The organism is Acidovorax sp. Root275 (assembly GCF_001428965.1).
GTDB lineage: Bacteria > Pseudomonadota > Gammaproteobacteria > Burkholderiales > Burkholderiaceae_C > Acidovorax > Acidovorax radicis.
The window spans coordinates 446,396-465,406 of the sequence record NZ_LMJH01000009.1 but is presented as its reverse complement, the minus strand read 5'-3'; the positions used below and the strand labels follow the sequence as shown (position 1 = coordinate 465,406).

The window sequence follows — 19,011 nt, the reverse complement described above, 5'->3', positions numbered from 1 at the left end:
CTCAGAACGCGTAGGTGAGCTTGAGCCGGTAGGTCCGTCCATCCTGCCGGATCGACGCTTCGCGGATCTCGTACGAGGCGGGGTCCGCAGCGCGGTGGTTGAACAGGTTGTACACGCCCATCGATACGTCCACATCCGCAAAGCGCTTGGTGTAGACGATATTGGTGACGATGGAGCCCGGCAGGCGCGAACCCGTGAGGGTTCTGCGCGCGCCTACGGCAATGGCCTCCACCGCATACTGACCCGGTTTGCCCGGGCCTTGCGCGCCCAGCGCCAGGGTGTCCGACCACTGTGCCTTGAGCAGGTGCCGGGGAGAATTGGTCAGTGGCTCCGGGGTGCTGGTGTCACGCGCCTTTTGCCAGCCATAGGCCACGCGCAGGCGGGAGCCGCCTTGCCAGCGCTGCTCCACCTCGGCTTCCAGGCCCTGAACCCGCACGCGGCCGGTGTTGCTGAACGTGAGCCTGTCCGGCACGCTGGCATCGCCCAGCGAGATCAGATCGGTCACCTGCGATCGGAACGCCGTCAGCAGCATGCGGGTGGCGCCGGTGGGGGCGTGTTCGAGGGCCAGCTCCGTGGTGCGCACCTTTTCTGACCGCAGGTTGGTGGTGCTCATGATGCCGCCGGGCAGGTCCACGCGGTAGTCGCGTTCGTAGGCATTGGGCGGCCGGTAGGCCGTGCCATGCAGCAGCTTGAGGGCGGTGGAGGGGCTCCACCAATACACCAGACCCAGCCGTGGATGGAAGCTGCCCGCGCTGCCGGACTGCTTGCCCCAGCGCAGCCCAGTGTGCAACGTGAGCGTGGGGGCCAGTGCAAATTCATCCTGCACGTAGATGCCCAGTGCATCGCCTGTGCGGCTGGCGTCGAGGTACTGCGCGGGCGGATCCAGGTCGATGTTGAGTTGCTGGACGCGCGTGTCGCGCCGGTAGTCAATGCCCCACGCGAGCTTGTGGCGGGCAATTGCCGTGCTGACCCATTGCCCGTCGGTGCCCCACCATTGCCCGGTGCCGATGTCGCGGTTGAGCGTGAGGGGCGGATAGTCGTACGCGTAGTCGCCCACGAAGCGGTAGCGCCCCGCATGCACGCGGCCGGTGAATGCCAGCGAGGGCGACAGCTGGCTCGTCATTTCGGCCGCCAGGCGGGTGGTGGTGTCGATGTAACGTGAGCGCGGGTCGTTGAATGCCTGGGAGAACGAGGCTGTGGGCGTGCCCTTGGTGCGTTCGCCATGGGCCAGGGTGAGCGTCAGCCCTTCCCGCTGCATCCTCGCAAACAGCTGGGTGCTGCGGTCAAAATCCAGGCGCTGTGCGATGCCGTGGTTGCTTTCGGGCGCATCGAACGCCGAAAAATACTGGTCGGCGCCCCGGCTGCTCGAGCGTGTCACCGCGACGAGCCAGTCGCCGCCTTGGGTGTCCACCGTTCCCAGCGAGAAGCGGGCCTTGGCGCTCCCTTGGCTGCCCGCCTCCACACTGAGCTGCGGCCCGGCCAGCTGGCGGCCGTTGCGCGTGATGACGTTGACCACGCCAAAGAACGCATTGGCCCCATATACCGCCGAGCCAGGTCCGGGCACGAATTCCACGCGGTCCACCAGGTCCAGATCGAGCGGAAAATCCGTGCCGATGGTGGCCTGATCGTAGAGGTTGTCGTTGAAGCGCACCCCGTTGACCAGCAGCAGCACCCGGGTGTTGTAGTCGCCCGGCGTGGCAAATCCGCGTGTGCCGAGGTAGTGGTAGGAGCGGTCGTACGAGACATACAGCCCCCGCATGCTGCCCAGCACCTCGGCCAGCGTGCGGTAGCCAAAAAGCCGGATGTCGTCTGCGGTCACCACGCTCACCACGGCGGGTGCTTCCAGGGCGGTTTGCGCATACCGGCTGGCCGTCCGGACCTCCATTTGCATGAGCTGCTCGAGCGGAAGCTGGGCGATGTCCTCCTGCGCAGCTGAATGGCATGTCCAGCCGCACAGCAGCGCCAGCGCCACCCGCTGTGCCCGCTGCGTCGTTCGTGGGTCCGATCCTCTTTTCATGGGCTGTGCACCCGCTGTGGTGGGGGCCCGCGCATGCGGGCCCTGGCGTTCTGGAGGTTCGTGAATCGGTGGGGCGAAATGTTTACAAAGTGTATCAATCGCCGGGCTTCCACAGGCCCTCTAGGGATCAGTGATGACCCTAGGGAAGATGTAAAAGATGGGCGCTGCCTGCCCGGTGCCGTGCCCCTTTCAGTGGCCTGCGCCTACTCTGCGGGTGCAGAGCCCTCACGGGCCGCAAATGCCTGCCCCACGCGGCGGTACAGGCGGCGCCAGCCGAACACGTACACCACCACCAGGGCCGCGGTGATGGCGAGCCAAGGGCTCCAGGGGCTGGAAGCCACAAAACGCCACGCCCAGTACAGCTCCGAAAAGCCCATCAGTGCAAAGGTGCCCAGCCCGATCCACGGGCCCTCGGCCCGCCAGGCCGCGACCGAGACGAACGCATGGCCCACCAAGGCTGCGAGGCCCAGCAGCAGGTGGGCCACCAGTGCCAGCACCGGCCGTTGCTCGAACCACCCCGCCATCCCCCGGAGGGTGGGGGGCGTGTCTGACTTGGCGGTCAGTGCGGCCTGCATCACAAACGCTGCCAGAAATCCCTTGTGCTGGAGCCTGCGTGCCGTGGTGTCCTGGCCTTGCAGGGCCGAGCCCACCACGCGCCGCGACAACCAGTCGCCCAGGTCGCCACCCGCGCGTGGCCGGTCTTCTTCCTGCGCATCCGGGGGGAGCTGGGCCATCGCTTCGCGCGCCTGTGCACGCAGGGATTCGGGCACGTGTTCCAGTGCGCTGGGGCTGCGGCGCAGCGCGTGCGCACAGACAGCGACGGTGCGCAAGGTCTCGGGCACCTGCTCCAGGTGCCAGCCACCGTCCTGCACGTGGGCGATGCAGGCGTCCTCGCTGAGCATCCCGGCCGGTATTTGCGCAAAGCTTTTCACACCCTGCCGCAGTGCGGTGGCGTAGCGTGCGGGTGTCATGAGCCGCTTGGGCACAAAGCGCACGGTGTCTTCATCGGCGGCCAGCGCGGCGTCCACCATGGCGTGGGTGATGCGTTCACGCGGCACATCGGCCAGCGTGCGCGGGTGCGACTGCAGCTGTGCAATCAGCGTGGCGTCGTCGGCTGCATGGGCCTGGGTTTGTGCCAGGCTTTGCAGCCAGCGGGTGTCCTCGGCATCGTCCCATTGCGCGGTGTACGGGGACTGCAGCGACAACACCGTGGAGGCTTCGAGTGCGGCCTCCTCGGTACGGCCCAGCGCTCGGTAAACGCTGGCCAGGATGTAGCGCGGATGCTCTTCGTGGCGCACGCGGTCGAGGCTGAGGCGCGCGTCGGCGATGGCGCCTTCAAGGTCACCCGCCCACAGCCGCACCCAGGCGCGTTGCACATGCCAGTGGCTGCCCTCGCGGGGCTCGCCGTCCCGGTGGGCCTGGGCCAGGTCGTCCTCGACGAGTCGGGTGGTGACTTCCTCGCGCAGCGCAGCGGGCACGGAGGGAAACATGTCCCAGCGGTCGTGCAGTGCGGCCACGCACACATCCACGCTGCGCAGCGCCAGTGGAATCTTGTCCAGCGATAGGCCGTTGGCGCGCGCCGAGGCCAGGCACAGCGCGGGGGTGAGCATCTCGGCCGGGATGTGCTCGATCAGGCAACCATAGTCGTGCCGCACCGCGCGCTCGGCCAGCGCGGGTGTGATCTTGTGCGGGTCGATGTAGCTGATGTTGTAGATGTCTGCTTGCAGTGCCGCCTGCTCCACCGCATCGGTGCGCAGCCAGTGCGCAAGGTCCTTGAGCGGCGCCTGCGCCCGCACGGCCTTGAGCGCCAGCTCTGGCGTGAGCAGGCAGCCCCATACGTCGCACAGGCTGTTGTGGTCCCAGGTGGTGGGAATGCGGCTGTTGCGCTCGTCGCGCCAGTCCCATTCGGGTTGGCCGGCATACAGGCTGCGTGCCAGGGCCAGGGCTCCGGCGGTCATGCATTCGGGCGGGATGTCGGCAGCCTCTCGCAGGCCCCGGCGCACCAGTGCTTCGAGCCGCGCGGGGGTCTGCCAGGCCGGAGGCACATATTCCAGCGCTGCCACGTTCGCGGCCAGGGCGGTGTCCACCATGGCAGCGTCCAGCCACTGCGCAGGTACATGGGCGATGGCGTAGCGGTCGCTGCGCACAGCCTGCAGCCACCCGTCAAGGGTCTGGGGTGGGTGCGTGGCCGATGCGTCATCGGGCGGTTGGCTGTGCAATGCCGGGCCATCGCTGTCGGGACCTTCAGGCTCGTCGTCGTCGCTGGGCGGTGCCGTGGCGGGGGCCGCCGTGCGGGTGCGCTGCGCCAGTTGCAGTGCGTCGATGCTGGGCGCGGCCATGAGCCACAGCTCCCACCACACATCGCCGTCGCCCGAATCCGAATGCTTGTACAGCGTCAGCCACTGCTCGCGCGCCTCGTGCAGGGCTCCGCCGTCGCCTGGCAGGGGCTTGGCCAGCGCCACAGGCCAGGCCTGGGTGTAGTCGCCCCGTCGGTGCCAAGGTGCGGCGTGCTCCGGGTTGGGGTCGGCAGCGCCAAAGCGCACGGTCAGCTGCTGCACCATGGCCAAGCGGGCTTCGTCCGCCGCGCGGTTGAGGTCGGTGCACAAAAACTCGTAGGGCCCGTTGTGCGACTCGCTCAGGTAAGCGCGCATGACCCGCCGCACGACCACGGTGCGGTCGGCCTGCATCTGGTCGGGGTCTTTCTCCTCGTCGTCGTCATCCTCCTCGCCGTCGGCGGGTTCGTCGGGCGCGAGTTCGTCGCCTGCGGCCAAGCGGTGCAGCCGGGCTTCGGCATCGGCCAGCAGGTCCATGGCCAGCGGCACGATGCCGTCGAGTGATTCCAGGTTTTCCAGGTGCTCGGTGAGCGGCGCGTTGAAGAACGGGCCCGGGGGCCAGCAGTTCTCGCGCACGCCGCTGCGCCACAGGGGCGTGCCCTCGGCGTCTAGCAAGGCCACCTGCTGTCCGTCGTAGTGCGCACGCCAGGCGACGGTGCCCTCGCCGTCGATAAAAGCCAGCTGCCCGTCGCGGGTCAGAAAGGGCACCAGCGGCGTGTCCGGCGGGTGTCCCACCAGCCAGCCCTCGCCATCGGTCAGCGGCTCCAGCAAGTGGTCGGGGGCGGGCACGAAGCGCCCGTCCGGGTGCAGCAGGCCCCAGTGCGCCGGGGCGGCTGCCGTGGCATCGGCCGCACCCTTGCGCACGGCGGCGGCGGTGCGCACCACGGCGTAGCCGCTTTCCGCGGAGAAGTCCGTTCCGTAGCTCAGGGGCGGCGTCGCAAGGGGCTTGCCGTCTGCCATGAGAAAGCCCGTGCCGTCATAGCTGTTGGCGGCCACGCCGCAGGCCATGCGCCGCGAGAGGTGGCGCCCGCCCTTCACAACCGCCTTGCCGCGCGCGTTGAGGTAGCCATGGCCGTTGTCCCAGGCGTTGGGTTCGTCGAAGAAGGCCAGGCCCTCGGCGTTGAAGGCGTCGATGCGCGGGTAGCGGGGCTCCAGCACCCAGCGGCCCTGTGCGTCGATGAGGCCGTAAGTGTCGCCGTCCAGCGAGGCGGCTGTGGCGCTGGATTCGCCAAAGGGTCGCGCATCGCGAAAGCGTGGCTCGATCACCCAGCGCCCCGTGCGGTCCACGAAGCCCTGGGTGCGCTGGTTGCCCGCCTTCTTCCACAGCGTGGCGCGCGCCAGGCCGTTGGCGCCAAACGGGCTCAGCTCGTGGAACACCTCGTCACCGGTGGTGTGCCCCGCGCGGTCAATGATGCGCCAGGCATCCTGGCCAATCTGCACCGCACACAAACCGTTGCGAAACGGCTGGGCGTTGTCGAACGCGGGGGGGATGACCACCGTTCCCGCCAAGTCCACGAAGCCCCAGCGTCCGCCGTCGCAAAAACGCGCCAGCCCATCCTCGGAAAAACTGCGCGCGTTCTGCAGCGTGGGCGGCACACGCCACCGGCCTTCGCCATCGACGTAGCCCCACAGCCCGCTGGCAGCCCGGGCGGCGCCGATCCAGCCACCACGCCCGTCAGCCCAGAAGCGCAGCACCTCGGCCAGTCCTTCGGGGGGCACCACGGCCCGGCCCGGATGGACGATGACCAGCGCCAGGGTCTGGTGGCAGGGCGTGAGCGGGATGCTGGCCAGCCAGGGGGGTGTCGGTTCGGTGTCGTTGTGGCTGGTCATTGTGTGGTCGGGGTCCCTCGCGGGGCATCCTACCGAGGCATATCGCGATGGCCGGTAACCATTTGCACGGCTTGGCGGATACGCCACAGCGGTCTTCACCGAAGGCCTTGACGACCCTCTCCAGCCTGCCAGACATCTTTTTTCTAGGTAAAAACCCTCATTCGGTCCCCAAGATGTCGATCTGCCGCAGGTTCGTTCGTCGTGTTGGTGAAGGCCACGGATTTCGCCATGGCCCGCCACTGGTAACCCGAGGAGAACCACCATGCGATTCATGATCATCGTCAAAGCCACCACGGAATCTGAACAAGGCTGCATGCCCACTGCGGCCCTCATGACCGAGATGGCCCGCTACCACGAAGCACTGGCCCATGCCGGCGTGTTGCTGGACGGCAGCGGCCTCAAGCCCAGCGCACAGGGCTGGCGCGTGCGCTACAGCGGCAGCAGTCGCACCGTGACCGACGGGCCGTTCACCGAAACCAAGGAACTCATTGCGGGCTACACGCTGATCCAGGTGCGCAGCCGCGATGAGGCACTGGAATGGACGCGCCGTTTTCCCAACCCACGCGGCGAAGGGCTGGATACCGAGATCGAAGTGCGCCAGCTGTTCGAGATGGAGGACTTTGCGGGCATCGACGGCGTGGAGCAGTTCCGCGACCTGGAAGCCCTGCGCGGCTGATGTCGCACCCCGTTTTATTCAGAACCTCTTCAAGGACCACACCATGATCAAGACCATCGCCCTCGTGCTGCTCGCCGCCATTGCGCTGCTGCTGGCCTACGCCGCCACCCGCCCTGACACCTTCCGCGTGGAGCGCAGCCGCGTGATCCCCGCGTCGCCAGAACGTGTGTACGGGCTTATCCACGACCTGCGCCAGTTCAACACCTGGAACCCGTATGAACGCAAGGACCCTGCCGCCAAGGGCCAGTACAGCTCCACCACCACAGGCCCCGGCGCACGTTATGCGTGGCAGGGCGACAAGGTAGGCACCGGCAGCATGGAGATCGTCGACGCCACGGCTCCTGCGCGGGTTGCGATGAAGCTCGACTTTGTGGCCCCGTTCGAAGCCCACAACCAGGTCGAGTTCACGCTGAAGCCCGAAGGGGCGGGCGGCACACGCGTCACCTGGGCCATGCAGGGCCCTGTGCCCTACCTCGCCAAGATCGCCCACCTGTTCTTCAACATGGACCGCATGGTGGGGCAGGACTTCGAGGACGGCCTGACCAACCTGCAGGCCGTGGCGCAAAAACCGGCGGCCTGAACGGCGCACCTTTGCCAAACCTCTTGTTTCCCTTTACCTTCTCACCCCTTCAGGAGCCTCTCATGCACAAGCAAATCTTCGTGAACCTGCCCATCGAAAACATGGCCCGCGCGCAGGCGTTCTTCCGCGCGCTGGGCTATGAGTTCAACCCCGATTTCACCAACGAACAAGGCGCCTGCCTGGTCGTGGGCGAGAACCTGTACGTGATGCTGCTGGTCAAGGACTTCTACCAGACCTTCACCAGCAAGACGATCGCCGACGCACGCACCACGTCCGAGGTGCTGGTGTGCTTCTCATGCGACAGCCGCGAAGAAGTCGACGCCCTCGTTGCCAAGGCCGTGGCGGCGGGCGGCACCTCGCCGCGCCCGGTGCAGGACCTGGGCTTCATGTACTCGCGCAGTTTTGACGACCTCGATGGCCACAGCTGGGAGTTCGTGCACATGGTGGATGCCAGCAAGGCGCTGGGCTGAGCGTTCATCGAGGCCACCAATGCAAAACCCCTGCAGTCCCGATGCCGATGCCAGCGCCGATGCCCTGCACCGCACCATCGATTCGGTGTGGCGCATCGAGGCGGCGCGCATCATCGCCAGCGTGGCGCACATGACGCGGGACGTGGGTCGGGCCGAAGAGCTGGCGCAGGACGCACTGGTGGCCGCGCTGGAGCACTGGCCCACTACCGGCCTGCCTGCCAACCCGGCGGCATGGCTCATGACCACGGCCAAGCGCCGTGCCATCGACCACCTGCGCCAGCACGCCCTGCACACGCGCGAGAACGAGGCGCTGGGCCACGACCTGGACGCGCTCGAAGCGCAGTACGCGCCCGACGTGGTGGACACCCTCATGCACGCACAGCAGGACGACATTGGCGACGACCTGCTGCGGCTGATCTTCACCGCCTGCCACCCCGTGCTGCCCACCGAGGCGCGCGTGGCGCTCACGCTGCGGCTGCTGGGCGGCCTCACCACGGTCGAGATCGCGCGGGCATTCCTCGTGCCCGAGCCCACCATCGCGCAGCGCATCGTGCGCGCCAAGCGCAGCCTGTCGGCCGCCCAAGTCCCGTTTGAGGTGCCCGGCGCGGCCGAGCGCACGCCGCGCCTGGCCTCGGTGCTCGAAGTCATCTACCTCATCTTCAACGAAGGCTATGCAGCCACGGCGGGCGACGACTGGATGCGGCCCGCGCTGTGCGGCGAGGCGCAGCGCCTGGTGCGTGTGCTGGCCAGCCTGGTGCCCGACGAGCCCGAAGTGCAGGGGCTGGTGGCGCTGCTGGAAATCCAGGCGTCGCGCCTGCCTGCGCGCACCAACGCACAAGGCCAGCCTGTGCTGCTGATGGACCAGGACCGCGCGCGCTGGGACCCGCTGCTGGTGCGCCGGGGCTTGGCGGCGCTGGACAAGGCGGAACAGCTGGCGCGCGCTGGCCACGCCTGGGGGCCGTATGCCCTGCAGGGCGCCATTGCCGCCTGCCATGCGCGCGCGCGCCGCGCGCAAGACACCGACTGGCACCACATCGTGGCACTGTATGACGCGCTGCTGCAGGTGGCGCCGTCCCCGGTGGTGGCGCTCAACCGTGCCGTGGCGGTGGGCATGGCCCTGGGGCCAGAAGCTGCGCTGGCCTTGGTGGATGAACTGGCCGCAGAACCCAGCCTGCGCCATTACCACTGGCTGCCCAGCGTGCGTGGCGATCTGCTGGCCAAGCTCGGGCGCCAGGCCGAGGCCCGGGGGGAGTTCGGAAGGGCCGCCGGCCTGACGCGCAATGCCCAGGAAAAGGCCCTGCTGCTGGCCCGAGCGGCTGCAGTTTCGCCAGAATGAAACCCCGTCCTCACTGACACGCCGTTTCGACCATGCCACACCCCACCCTTGCGTTCCCGCTGGAAGGAGGCTGCGCCTGCCGCCATGTGCGCTACCGCATGGAGACCGCGCCGCTGTTTGTGCACTGCTGCCACTGCCGCTGGTGCCAGCGTGAAAGCGGGGCCTCCTTTGCGCTGAACGCCATGATCGAAGCCGACCGGGTGACGCCGATGGTGGGTGCGGTGGAGCTCATCGACACCCCTTCAGAAAGCGGTTTTGGCCAGAAGGTCGCGCGCTGCCCCCATTGCCAGGTGGCGGTGTGGAGCCACTACGCGGGTGCGGGGCCACTGGTGGCCTTTGTGCGCGTGGGCACGCTCGATGCGCCCGACCATCTGCCCCCCGATGTGCACATCTTCACGGCCTCCAAACAGCCGTGGGTGGTGCTGCCGCCCGGCACGCCGGCCGTGGCGGAGTACTACGACCGTGAAGCCCTGTGGCCAGCGGCCAGCCTGGCGCGCCGGCAGACCTTGCTGCCGCGCATTGCGGCGTACCGCACGGCGATGGGGCTTGACCCCGCCTGAGCGGGCCGTACCGGGTTCCCGGTGAAGGTTGGCCTAGCGTCGCTTGCGCTTTTTGACCAGTTGCCCGGATGGGGTGGCCACTTTGGGCGCCAGCCCCAGCGCAGCACGCGCCAGCGCATCGGCCGCTCCATTGTGGTGGCGCGGCACCCATTGCAGGTCCACCTGCGCAAACTGCCCCAGTGTTCTGCGTGCCTCGTCAAACAGCGGCGCCAGCCGCTCGATGGGTGCCACGGCCTGGGCGCGCCGCTGTCCTGGGGCGCCCAGTTGTTCTACCAGCACGCTGCTGTCGCTGATTACCTGCACTGTGGTCGAAGCCGCAACCACCTGTTGCTCCAACCACTGCAGCGCCCGCAGCAGCGCGCGCAGTTCGGCCTCGTTGTTGCAGCCGGAGAACGAGGTGGCTTCGGAAATGCGGTGCTGCGGGGTCCCATCAGGCCCCACCAGCAACGCCCCCAGTCCCATACGCCCCGGGTTGGGCACGGCACTGCCGTCGCAATGGACCACCCAGTGGGCGGGTTCAGCGGCCACGGCTTATTTGTAGAACGCTTCTACTTTGCCCTTGAGCTTGATCATCAGCGGCTGGCCCTTGCGGTCCACCGTCTTGCCCGCAGGCACCTTGACCCAGCCTTCGCTGACGCAGTATTCCTCGACATCGCTGCGGTCCTTGCCGTTGAAGCGGATGCCGATGTCGTGCTTGAACACCTCGGCCACATGGTGCGGGCTACGGGGGTCCACCGACAGATGGTCGGGCAGGGGTGGTGGCGTGGTGGAGGTGGTGGCGTCGGTCATGCAGAAGGCTCTGTGTGAAAAGGCAAGAGGAAAGGAAACAAAAAACGGAAAGCGCGGATTCTCCGGGATTTGGGGCCGCAGCGGCTCGCAATGCCCTTGAACAGGTGCCTACCTCCCCATCGGGGCCACGCCGATCAGCCAGGCATGTGCCCAGAACGCAAAGCCAGCCCAGGCCAAGGCCCCCACCACCACAGCCACGCCCGTGCCCGCCGCAGTGCCGGGTGCGTAGATGGTGTTCTGCGCCCGGTCGCGCTGACGTGCGGCGCGAAAGCTCAGCACGGCCCACAGCAGAAAACTGCCAAACAACAGCACATCGGCCAGGTTGCCGTTGGACAGCAGATGCGCCAGCGCCCACACCTTCACGCCCAGCACCATGGGGTGGTGCAGCCGGGCCTTGAAGGCATTGCGCGGCACATAGGTGGCGGCCAGCAGGACGAAGGCCATCAGCGTCAGCAACGCTGCGGCGTGCCGCATGCCCAGGGGTGGCACCCACAGCACCACGGGCTGCTGCCGCGCCAGGCCATAGCCCCAGACGATGAGCGCCAGGCCCACGGCTGATGCCAGCGAATACAGCCCTTTCCACGGCCCCTCGCCCAGGCGCGCCAGCGTTTGCGTGCGCCAGCCGTCGGCCACGATGCGCACCGAGTGCACGCCCAGAAACAACACCAGCCCAAGCACCAGAAACCACATGGCAAAGCCTTTCATCGAGGATCGAATATTTCGGATTGCGTTGGCATCTGCCCGGCAAGGTGGTCGCAGTGCCTGTGCATCAGTATGCAGGGATTTTTCGGAAAAATAGTAGCAAAAAATGCCGGTGGCGCTTGTCCATCAAGCGCCGATAGCTATTATTTTGATAGTGATTGGCCCTGCGTGACAACGGCAGGCCTTCTCACACCACCGCATGCTGCGCCAGCAGCGCCCCCACCTTGGGCTTGGCGCATCGCTGCAGCGTTTGCAGCAGCGCGTAGCTGGGCTCCGCCACCCGCCAGCGCGTGCGCAGGTCGTGCTGCATGCGTGCCAGCAGCGCCGCCGCCATCTCTGCATCGGCCAGCGCCCGGTGGGCCTGCCCCGTGCGTGGCAGGCCGTGGTAGTCCACCAGCGTGCCGAGTTTGTGGCTGGGCGCCTGCGGGTACAGGCGCCGTGACAGCAGCACGGTGCACGCAAATGGCTGCGGCGCGGGCAGCCCCGCCAGGGCCAGTTCGGCCTGCCAGAACTTGCTGTCAAACGACGCGTTGTGCGCCACCATGGGCGCACCGCCCACAAAACGCGCTGCGTCCTGCATCACCCCTGCCGCATCGGGCGCCGCGTTCACCATGGCGTTCGTGATGCCGGTGAGCTGGGTGATGAAGGACGGGATCCATACCCCGGTTTTCAGGAGGCTTTGAAACCGGTCCACCACCTGCCCTTCTTCCAGCAGCACGATCGCCACCTCGGTCGCGCGTGCGCCCTGGCCAGGCGAGATGCCGGTGGTTTCAAAGTCGATGACGGCGATGGGGGGCATGGGTGGGGCGCGTGGCTTTGGGGGACATATTGTCCGCGGTGTGGGTCGGGCCGCCTCTCGTCGGCACCAGGGCTCCAAGATACCGGACAGGCTCGGGGCCCTTGCCGCGAGGGCCTTATGATCTTCGCTCTTCAAATCGTCCGGTTCAGCTTGAGAGGTTGTCGGTAAGGCGCCGACATGATTGACCTCTCTACCTGGTTGCAGGGCTTTGTACTTGGCTTGGGCGTGTTCATTTGCCCAGGCCCGAAGGATGTCCTGATCCTTCGCGAAGCACTGCGTGGACGCTCTCCGGCCCAGCTGATTGCTGTGGGCTGCGGCAGCGATGCGGTGCTGATTGCCCTGGGGCTTCTCGGGCTGTCTGCTGCGCTCCAGGCGGAACCTGCATTGCGGTTGGCCGCGCAGGTGCTTGGCATTGCGCTTTTGGTCCTGCACGGCGGGTTGGCAGTGCGCAACGCCATGCGTGCCTGTCCTGCCGCGTCATTGAATGACGTCGCCGCAGCGGCCTCCGGATCGCACGGATTGCACCAGCTTCTGTTCGTGTCGTTGCTCAATCCAGCGGCTTGGCTGGACACGGTACTGATCATCGGAGCAGTGGGCGCAGCGCTGCCGGCAGAGACCCACTGGAGCTATGCCACGGGCGCGGTGAGTGCCTCGCTGGTGTGGTTTTCGGTATGGGTTTTGGGCGCACGCAAAGCGCAGCGATTCATGGAGGCCTCCAGCGCATGCCGAGCGTTGGATGCCAGCATTGCCCTGGCGATGTGGGGGATGGCCCTCTGGATGTCCTGGGATCTGTGGTGAAACACCTGGGGATGGCCCGCATGATTCCCTGCGGTCTGTGATCGCGCGGCGTTGGGCATCTCGGCGGGAACGCGTGCCCTACACTGCCCATCCCTTTTTCTCGACGGATCGAGCGGAGCAACGCATGAAGAAGAACGGCACCGATTCAGCCTGGCTCAAGGCGGCACTGGACTATGTGCCGCAATGGCTGGGCCTGCAGCTGGAGCGCTTCCGCCAGCCCGGGTGTTCCGTGGCCATCGCACGCGGCGGCGAGACCCTGGCAGAGCTGGCGCTGGGCGTGGCCGATATGCGAACTGGCAAACCCCTCACGCCCCGGCACCGCCTGCGCATCGCGTCGCACTCCAAGAGCTTCACGGCCACTGGGGTCATGCTGCTGCGCGAGCAAGGAAAGATCGGCCTGGACGACCCCATTGGCCGCTATGTCGATGGCCTGCACAAGGACCTGGCCCGGGCGCGCATTGGCGAGCTGCTGTCGCACGCCGCAGGCGTCACGCGCGACGGCCCCGATGCGGGCCAGTTCCTGGACCGGCGGGCCTTTCTCTCCCGTGCAGAACTGCTGGCGGACCTGCGCGACAAGCCACCGCTGGAGGCGGGGGTGCAGCTCAAATATTCCAACCACGGCTATGGCCTGCTCGGGCTGATGATGGAGCAGGTCACGGGCACGGAGTACGCGAGCTGGATGGTGCGCCATGTGATTGATGCTGCAGGCCTGCAGGAAACGGTGCCCGACATGCCGCGCCTTGCGCGGGGTGCCCCGATGGCTGTGGGCCACAGCAGTGAGTTTCCGTTCGGCCAGCGCCTGATCGTGCCTGGCGACAACGTGTGCGACGCCATGGCCCCGGCGGCCGGGTTTGTGTCCACCGCGTCGGATGTGGCCCGCTTCTTTTCGCAGCTGGCGCCAGACAGCAAGCACAGCATCCTTTCGCCCGCCAGCCGCCGCGAGATGGCGCAGCGCCGCTGGCGCGACCCCTGCAGCGTGTTCGAGTCCCACTACGGGCTGGGCACCATGCTCAGCGCGCCGGGCCCCCGGGAGTCGGTGGGCCACACCGGCAGCCTGCAGGGCTTTCTTTCGCGCACTGCGCGGTATCCCTCCCTGGATTTGACGGTGACCGTGCTGACCAACGCGCTGGATGGCCTGTCGTCGGAGTGGGTGGAAGGCATTGCCAGCATCCTGTTTGCGTTCCAGCAGCACGGCGCGCCTGCCAAGAAAGAGGCCGCCTGGGCGGGGCGCTGGTGGAGCCTGTGGGGCGCCAGCGATCTGGTGCCCATGGGCAATGTGGTCTGCCAGGTGGTGCCAGCGATGTTCGTGCCGTTCCACGCAGGAATGACCGAACTGGCCGTCACGGGGCGCGACGCCGCGATCATCCAGAAGGCCTCGGCCTACGCCAGCCCGGGCCAGGCGGTGCGCCGCGTGCGCGATGCCCACGGCGTGCCGACCGAACTGTGGGTGGGTGGCTCCAAGCTCCTGCCCAAGGACGCGATGCTGGCAGAGGCCACCCAGCGCTATCGCAAGAGCAAGACGCGCCCGGGGCGCAGTGCCTCGCCACAATGAGCGATGCGCCCCCGCGCATGCGCAATGGGCGCGCAGTGCCGGCGAATACAGCAGCCATGAAAACTCCACAGCTCGCCGTGCGTTTGGGTCGGAGCCTCCTGCGCATCACCGGGGCCCTCGCCGCCGTGTTCGGCCTGCTCCTGGCCGCCATCCTGGTGCACACCACCATGCCTGGCAGCTCATACCGTGGCGCGCTTCCGGCTGCCAGCGCGGACCAGCAGACGCTGGCGCAGGAGTTGCGCCGGCATGTCAACACCATTGCAGCGCAGGAGCACAACGTCCGGCATCCGGCAGCCCTCGAAGCCGCTGCAAACTATCTGGAGTCGGAACTGGCGTCTTACGGCTACCAGGTCCGGCGCCAGGAGTTCCAGGCGTTGGGCGTGAAGGTGCGCAATCTGGAGGTGACCGTCCCTAGCCAAAGCACGCCTGGCCAGCGCGTGATTGTGGTGGGCGCCCACTACGACTCGGCGCACGAGACGCCAGGCGCCAACGACAATGCCACGGGCGCCGCAGCGGTGCTGGCGCTGGCCAAAAGCCTCAAGCCCCTGGGTGCCACGGCGCAGTCGGATGTGATGTTGGTGCTCTACACCAACGAGGAGCCGCCCTATTTCAAAACCTCGCTGATGGGCAGCCATGTGCATGCCAAGGCGCTGAAGACCCGGGGCGTGCCCGTGACGGCGATGCTTTCGTTGGAGACCATGGGCTATTTTTCGGACGTTGCCGGGTCCCAAAAGTACCCTTGGCCCCTGAACCAGTTCTACCCCACGCAGGGCGACTTCATTGCCTTTGTGGCCACCCCTGGCGACCTGGGGCTGGTCCGCAAAGTGGTCCGGTCCTTTCGGTCCCACGTTGTGTTTCCGTCCGAGGGCATTGCGGCGCCCAGGCGCATCCCGGGGGTGGATTATTCAGACCACGCTGCCTACCTCGACGAAGGCTATCCCGCGTTGATGGTGACCGACACCGCCCCCTATCGCTATCCGCACTATCACACCCGCCAGGACACCCCGGACAAGGTGGATTTCGACCGGCTGGCCCGCGTGGTTCAGGGGCTGGAAGGTGTTGTGCGCGATCTCGCGCAGCAGCCCTGACGCGCTAAAGACTGAGCGAGTCGCGGGGTGGGCCGAGGCCATCGCATATCGTGGCGAAACCCTCTTGTGCGAAGAGTCTTTTTCCGGCGCCCTGTAATGGCCTGTAATCGTCAGCCAGCCTTCTCCTGCCTACATTGACTCTCCCGGCCCGGCACATCGTCGAGCTTCATCTTTGAGGAGATCCACATGGCTACCACCGTCACCATCGCCCAAGACGCCACCCGCGAAATCGACCTCGGCAATTCCACCGGCATGAGCATTGCCGCTCCGGGTGCCAAGGCCAGCGTGCATGTCGACTATCAGAAGCCGGCGGGCTCCGGAAACTACAGCAGCGCGATCAAAGGGTCGGCCGGCTATGGCAATCCGTTCACCGTCTCCGCAGGTGGGACCAAGGCCGTTCCCAAGACGGATCTTGAATCCGAGCATGTCAGGGTCGGCGCCAGCGATGCCGGCATCACCGTCACCTACTGAAAAAGTCTTTCGCGAGACCGCCGGTCTTCCTGCCAGCGATGAAGCGGCAGGACTTGGTGGACGGAGGGTCTGGTCCCTGCGAAAGGGTTGGTGGCGTAGCGGCGTCCCCGTTCATTCCGGGGGGGTGTTCAGGCCACGCGGCCTTCTCGGAGAGCCTACGCCGTGAAGGTGTAGTCCACCGGCATGCGGCGCTCGTACACCGTCTGGCTGGAGGCATTTTTCATCAACAGCCTGAGGCTGTTGACGGTGCAGGGGTCGATGATGGTGAAGTGCTTGTGCACGACCCCCGTTTCGACCTGCCGACCCGTGGTGCCTTCGTAGGTCATGTTGGCCTGCGTTTCAGGGATGACCCAGATGTCCAGGCCTTCCACTGCGTTGATGTCGTACTCGACGTCGACATCGATGCGGGTGCCTGCCTTGACCGTGGCGGGGGATGGAATGGACAGCCGGATGCCGGTGATCTCAGACCCTGTGCCGTCATTCTTCTGCGCCTCGTCCAACACGGCCTCTTCGTAAGTGAAGTCCACGGCAATGGCCTGGTTGAACACCTCCACGAAGTCCTGGTTCTTGACCACGATGAACAGCTCGCGCACGTTTCCTGCCTGCGTGAGGTGCACGGAGCGGCTGACGCGCCCGGTGCCGGGGCTCAGGCAGTCGCGCGAGCCCTCGTAGATGGAGTCGTAGGTGGTGTCCAGGATCTTTACCCAGGCGTACAGCGGCTCCCGGGGGGCGCTGTAGTGGTAGTCCATGGTCACGGTGATGGGGGCGTTGGCCTGCAGCACGCTGCCCGGCGGCGGCGAAATGGTGATTGCGGTGATCCGCAGGTTGGTCTGCGTATTGTCCTGGCGCTTGGCACGCCGCACGGCGTAGAAGATCAACCCGATGGCCACCAGGCCCGCGACGGTGATGTAAACGTTCTCCAAGTGAATTCCCTCCCGCATTGCAGCTGCTGTTTTTGCTGCGCCTGGGTGTTGGTCTGTGTGGGGCGGCGCAGCTCCCGGGCGAATTATGGTGGGGCGTGGATGTGCCGGGCTCGGGTCGTCCCGACGCGGTGGTGTCAGCCCCTGGGATGCTCCAGAAAAAACCGCAGCATCTCCTGCGTGGCGCCCACACCGCGGGGGTCGGTGTGGCTGCCGCCCGCGTGCCCACCGGCCCAGGCGTGCCCTGCGCCATGCAGTACCCAGTGTTCTGCCACGACCGGGCTGGGCAGTGCGTTGGCTGCGGAGGGGCCGCCCGCCAGCGCATACACCTTGCGTGTGTAGCCCTGCCCGCTGGTGGACCGGCCCTTGTGCACCGTCTCCACCGTGGTTTGCCCGCCGCCCGGGGCCGTGGCGAGGGCCGAGAGCGTAGCCTCGATCAGCTGTTCCCCGTTGTGTGCATGCACGGTAGGGTCTGCATCGCCATGGAACACGATGAGGGGTGGCGGTACAAGCGCAGGGGCGCTGGCAATACCCGCAGCGGAATGGTCGAAAGCCCCTGGTTTGGCACCATTTTTCATCGCCGACAGCGCGCCCATCACGTTGTGCGCCGCACCTGCCTGCAGGCCGGAGTGCACGCCCACGGCCGCAAACACGTCGGGGTATTCGCGGCCCAGCAGTGCGGCCATGGCGCCGCCGGCCGACAGGCCTGCCACGTAGACGCGTTGCGCATCGACGGGGTGGCGCGCCATCACGTCGCGCACCATGGCCACCAGCAAGGCGGGCTCGCCGCCGTCCCGGTGCTGGTCGCCGGGGCGAAACCAGTTCCAGCAGCCGTTGGGGTTGGCGCTGTGGGGCTGCTCGGGGTACAGCACCAGTGCGTTGGTGGGGGCGGCCGCGTCATTCATGCCCGTGCCGGTGGCAAAGTCCACGGGGTTCTGCGTGCAGCCGTGCAGCATCAGCACCAGGGGCATGGGGGTGTCGGCCGTGGCGCCCGAGGGGACGTACAGGTGGTAGTGGTGCGGGTGGTGCCGCAGGCCGGGGTGAGCAAACGCAACGCGGGTGAAGCTTCCGGGCGGCTCCGCCTGCGGGTGGTGGTTGGCCGCGGGGCGGGATGTGGTGGGTGCCTGGGCATCGGCCTGGGGTGGTGGGGCGCTGCGGTCGATGACCACGGCGTCTTCCACATCCTCTGTGGCGGTGGTTCTGCGCCAGGGTGAGACATCTCCGGCTGCGGGTGAAGGCGCTTGCAAGGGTGTGGCGCCTGCGCTGGCAGGTGCCGGGGCGTTGCCGTGGCGTGCCACAGCCCCGCCCAGGGTTTGCTGGATGGCGCGGGTTGCATCGGCCAGGTGGCCGCTGCGCACCAGCTGGGTGGCTTCGCCCATCAGGCGCTTGAGGTTGAGGTTCCAGTCCATGGGGACTCCTTGTGTGGGTGGGCGCGCCAGCGGCGCGCTGCGGTCCGGGTCGGTGGTGTTCAATGCATGCGCCCTGCCAGGGCGGCTTTGACCGCTGCACTGGCATGGAACGCGCCCAATACCGTCACCGAGGCAATCGTGGCCTGCGCCAGTGCGGGCGGCACGTCGTCGTCGATGCTGGCCAGGCCCAGCACGCGGATCTCCAGCGCCTGGCCTGCCGCCTGCACGGCCTCCAGCTCCGCCCGGCCAAAGCGTTGTAGCCCGAGCACAAGCATCTTGCGGGCCACCACCTGGCGCACGGCATCGTTCTGGGCGGTCAGCTGGTTGCGGATGGCGGTGCGGATGAAATCGGTCCGGTTGGCGTAGAAACCCTCCGACACCAGCAGATCGATGTGCCCCAGGTCCACGAAACCCAGGTTGATGGTGACTTTCTCGGACTCAGGCACCTTGCTGCGCGGGGGGGCGATGGGAACGATGTTGTTCATCAGTGAAACTCTATTTAACATCCATGTGGATGGTGTATGGATGGCAATTGGATGCCGCAGTGCAAGGTTTCAAGTGCCGTGGCCAAAAGAAAAGGAGCCCTGGGGCTCCACGGTTTTGGCGGGATTTGCTATGAAATATGTAGCTTTCAGCGCTTTACACCAAAGCGCTGGAGCCTATTTTTCTTCAAATTCTGCG

Annotated in this window: 18 protein-coding genes; 9 read left to right on the top strand and 9 right to left on the bottom strand. The window is 66.9% G+C overall.

Annotation, left to right across the window (positions count from 1 at the left end):
• Position 1: 1 nt before the first annotated feature.
• On the bottom strand, positions 2–2,017 hold the full coding sequence (locus ASE52_RS17175) for a TonB-dependent receptor (protein ID WP_241777034.1): 2,016 nt from the start codon (positions 2,015–2,017) through the stop codon (positions 2–4).
• Between the two features lie 203 nt (positions 2,018–2,220).
• The gene (locus ASE52_RS17170) at positions 2,221–6,180 is read right to left on the bottom strand and encodes a WG repeat-containing protein (protein WP_057227820.1); all 3,960 of its coding nucleotides are present in this window, start codon (positions 6,178–6,180) and stop codon (positions 2,221–2,223) included.
• 262 nt (positions 6,181–6,442) lie between these two features.
• Between ASE52_RS17170 and ASE52_RS17165 the strand changes: the two genes are divergently transcribed.
• The 5 genes from ASE52_RS17165 to ASE52_RS17145 all read left to right on the top strand — a co-directional run bounded on the left by ASE52_RS17165 (position 6,443) and on the right by ASE52_RS17145 (position 9,802).
• Positions 6,443–6,856, top strand: a complete 414-nt coding sequence (locus ASE52_RS17165; protein WP_010465001.1) for a YciI family protein — start codon at positions 6,443–6,445, stop codon at positions 6,854–6,856.
• Between the two features lie 43 nt (positions 6,857–6,899).
• The gene (locus tag ASE52_RS17160; protein WP_057227818.1) at positions 6,900–7,436 is read left to right on the top strand and encodes an SRPBCC family protein; all 537 of its coding nucleotides are present in this window, start codon (positions 6,900–6,902) and stop codon (positions 7,434–7,436) included.
• Positions 7,437–7,498: 62 nt separating this feature from the next.
• Positions 7,499–7,906 (top strand): VOC family protein, encoded by a 408-nt coding sequence (locus ASE52_RS17155; protein WP_010464999.1) that lies wholly within the window; start codon positions 7,499–7,501, stop codon positions 7,904–7,906.
• A 19-nt stretch (positions 7,907–7,925) separates the two neighbouring features.
• Positions 7,926–9,242 (top strand): RNA polymerase sigma factor, encoded by a 1,317-nt coding sequence (locus ASE52_RS17150; protein WP_057227817.1) that lies wholly within the window; start codon positions 7,926–7,928, stop codon positions 9,240–9,242.
• Positions 9,243–9,274: 32 nt separating this feature from the next.
• Positions 9,275–9,802, top strand: coding sequence for a GFA family protein (locus ASE52_RS17145; RefSeq protein WP_057227815.1), 528 nt, complete (start codon positions 9,275–9,277; stop codon positions 9,800–9,802).
• Between the two features lie 33 nt (positions 9,803–9,835).
• Here the strand turns inward: ASE52_RS17145 and ASE52_RS17140 are convergent, their stop codons facing one another.
• The 4 genes from ASE52_RS17140 to ASE52_RS17125 all read right to left on the bottom strand — a co-directional run bounded on the left by ASE52_RS17140 (position 9,836) and on the right by ASE52_RS17125 (position 12,092).
• Entirely contained in the window at positions 9,836–10,330 is a 495-nt protein-coding gene (locus ASE52_RS17140) for a ribonuclease HI family protein (protein WP_082606914.1), read from the bottom strand.
• A gap of 3 nt (positions 10,331–10,333) precedes the next feature.
• The gene (locus ASE52_RS17135) at positions 10,334–10,591 is read right to left on the bottom strand and encodes a DUF3297 family protein (protein ID WP_010464995.1); all 258 of its coding nucleotides are present in this window, start codon (positions 10,589–10,591) and stop codon (positions 10,334–10,336) included.
• Between the two features lie 108 nt (positions 10,592–10,699).
• Complete coding sequence (locus tag ASE52_RS17130; protein ID WP_029414192.1) at positions 10,700–11,281, bottom strand: NnrU family protein; 582 nt, start codon at positions 11,279–11,281, stop codon at positions 10,700–10,702.
• Positions 11,282–11,480: 199 nt separating this feature from the next.
• On the bottom strand, positions 11,481–12,092 hold the full coding sequence (locus tag ASE52_RS17125; protein ID WP_057227811.1) for a 3'-5' exonuclease: 612 nt from the start codon (positions 12,090–12,092) through the stop codon (positions 11,481–11,483).
• Positions 12,093–12,269: 177 nt separating this feature from the next.
• Between ASE52_RS17125 and ASE52_RS17120 the strand changes: the two genes are divergently transcribed.
• From ASE52_RS17120 to ASE52_RS17105, 4 genes are all read left to right on the top strand, one after another.
• Entirely contained in the window at positions 12,270–12,890 is a 621-nt protein-coding gene (locus ASE52_RS17120; RefSeq protein ID WP_057227808.1) for a LysE family transporter, read from the top strand.
• Positions 12,891–13,014: 124 nt separating this feature from the next.
• Positions 13,015–14,442 (top strand): serine hydrolase domain-containing protein, encoded by a 1,428-nt coding sequence (locus tag ASE52_RS17115; RefSeq protein WP_057227806.1) that lies wholly within the window; start codon positions 13,015–13,017, stop codon positions 14,440–14,442.
• 56 nt (positions 14,443–14,498) lie between these two features.
• On the top strand, positions 14,499–15,530 hold the full coding sequence (locus ASE52_RS17110) for a M28 family peptidase (RefSeq protein WP_057228520.1): 1,032 nt from the start codon (positions 14,499–14,501) through the stop codon (positions 15,528–15,530).
• A 186-nt stretch (positions 15,531–15,716) separates the two neighbouring features.
• Positions 15,717–16,001, top strand: a complete 285-nt coding sequence (locus ASE52_RS17105) for a hypothetical protein (protein WP_057227804.1) — start codon at positions 15,717–15,719, stop codon at positions 15,999–16,001.
• A 155-nt stretch (positions 16,002–16,156) separates the two neighbouring features.
• On the opposite strand, the gene ASE52_RS17100 is transcribed toward ASE52_RS17105, so the two are convergent.
• The 3 genes from ASE52_RS17100 to ASE52_RS17090 all read right to left on the bottom strand — a co-directional run bounded on the left by ASE52_RS17100 (position 16,157) and on the right by ASE52_RS17090 (position 18,815).
• Entirely contained in the window at positions 16,157–16,924 is a 768-nt protein-coding gene (locus ASE52_RS17100; protein ID WP_241777033.1) for a hypothetical protein, read from the bottom strand.
• 134 nt (positions 16,925–17,058) lie between these two features.
• Positions 17,059–18,330 (bottom strand): PHB depolymerase family esterase, encoded by a 1,272-nt coding sequence (locus ASE52_RS17095; protein WP_057228519.1) that lies wholly within the window; start codon positions 18,328–18,330, stop codon positions 17,059–17,061.
• 59 nt (positions 18,331–18,389) lie between these two features.
• Complete coding sequence (locus ASE52_RS17090) at positions 18,390–18,815, bottom strand: CopG family transcriptional regulator (protein ID WP_010464976.1); 426 nt, start codon at positions 18,813–18,815, stop codon at positions 18,390–18,392.
• Between the last annotated feature and the right edge of the window lie 196 nt (positions 18,816–19,011).